Below are 1,482 nucleotides of genomic sequence, written 5' to 3'. Positions count from 1 at the left end.
CAGGATCCAGGCAACTCGCACTTCACCCACCTGGAAGAAGTGCAGTTCACCTACCGCAAAATCACCTGGACCCACGAAGTATCCGGTACTTCGGGTTCCGATGACTGGCGTGCTCCAGTCGTTTAATCGCGGCTGATGGTTGTACCGTCTCGGCCGGTTTCGCCGGTCGAGGCACATTCACTACTTAAAGAATTTTTCGCCAATAGCCCTTCAACGGGCTGTTGCGCGTCGCAGCATTGCGCGAGGAACAAGGGATGTTCTCACCGGCCAACCAGCCTCATTTCAACCTGACCGTCGATGGCGTGGAAACCGATTTCCAGGTCTTGTCGTTTACCGGCCGGGAGGCACTTAACACCCCCTTCGAATTCGAGCTGGAACTGGTCAGCGAAAAGGCTGCGATCAACCTCGAAAGCGTGCTGCATAAACTGGCGTTTCTTCAGCTGTCGCCGACCGGTACCGGCATTCACGGGCTGGTCTACAGCATCGCCCAGGGCGAGGCGGGCAAGCGCCTGACGCGCTACAAGATCTCCCTGCGCCCGCAACTGGCGTACCTCGCGCACCGGGTCAATCAGCGCATTTTCCAGCAGATGACCGTGCAGCAGATCATCAGCCAGGTGTTGGAAGAGCACGGCATCCTCGCCAGCGATTACCACTTCCAGCTGAGCGCGATTTACCCAGAGCGCATCTACTGCGTGCAGTACGACGAATCGGATCTCGATTTCATCCAGCGCCTGTGCGAGGAAGAAGGTATTCACTACCACTTTCAGCACACCGCCAGCGGCCACAAACTGACCTTCGGCGATGACCAGACGGTGTTCCCGAAACTCGCGCCCGTGGCCTATCAGCAGGACTCCGGACTGGTCGCCGACAGACCGGTGGTCAAACGTTTCGGCCTGCGTCTGGCTACCCGCACCAGCCGCACTACGCGACGCGATTACGACTTCGTCAAACCGAAAATCGAGCTGGAAAGCGACGCCAAAAGCAGTGCCCAGCCAGACTTGGAAGATTACGATTACCCGGGCCGATTCGTTGACCGTGACCGCGGCAAACATTTGGCCAATCGCGCGCTGGAGCGTCATCGCAGCGACTATCGACTCGCCGAAGGCAACAGCGATCAGCCTATCCTGGTCAGCGGACATTTTCTTGCCCTGACCGAACACGCCAACCCGACGTGGAACGACCTGTGGCTGCTCACTGAAATCTTCCACGAAGGCAAGCAGCCGCAAGTGCTGGAAGAGTCGGTGACCAGCGACACCACGGACAACAAGGACGATTTCCACCAGGGCTACCGCAACCGCTTCAGCGCGATCCCGTGGGACGTGCCTTACCGTCCGCCGCTCGATCACCCGAAACCGAAAGTCCTCGGCACGCAAAGCGCCGTGGTCTGCGGCCCGGAAGGCGAAGAGATCTACTGCGACCAGTATGGCCGGGTCAAGGTGCAGTTCTTCTGGGATCGCGAAGGCAAGCACGATGACATGACCA

Annotated in this window: 1 protein-coding gene and 1 pseudogene; both read left to right on the top strand. The window is 58.9% G+C overall.

Annotated elements, in window-relative coordinates; all coding sequences use genetic code 11:
* Window positions 1-126, top strand: a pseudogene (locus AACY18_RS27865) (Hcp family type VI secretion system effector); the annotation flags it as partial.
* A gap of 128 nt (window positions 127-254) precedes the next feature.
* Window positions 255-1,482, top strand: a 1,228-nt coding sequence (gene tssI, locus AACY18_RS27860) for a type VI secretion system tip protein TssI/VgrG (RefSeq protein WP_339466841.1), incomplete at its 3' end; no start/stop codon positions are given.

The sequence above is a fragment of the Pseudomonas sp. EA_65y_Pfl2_P74 genome, assembly GCF_963970575.1.
GTDB lineage: Bacteria > Pseudomonadota > Gammaproteobacteria > Pseudomonadales > Pseudomonadaceae > Aquipseudomonas > Aquipseudomonas baetica_A.
This window is presented reverse-complemented; position numbering and strand designations above follow the sequence as displayed.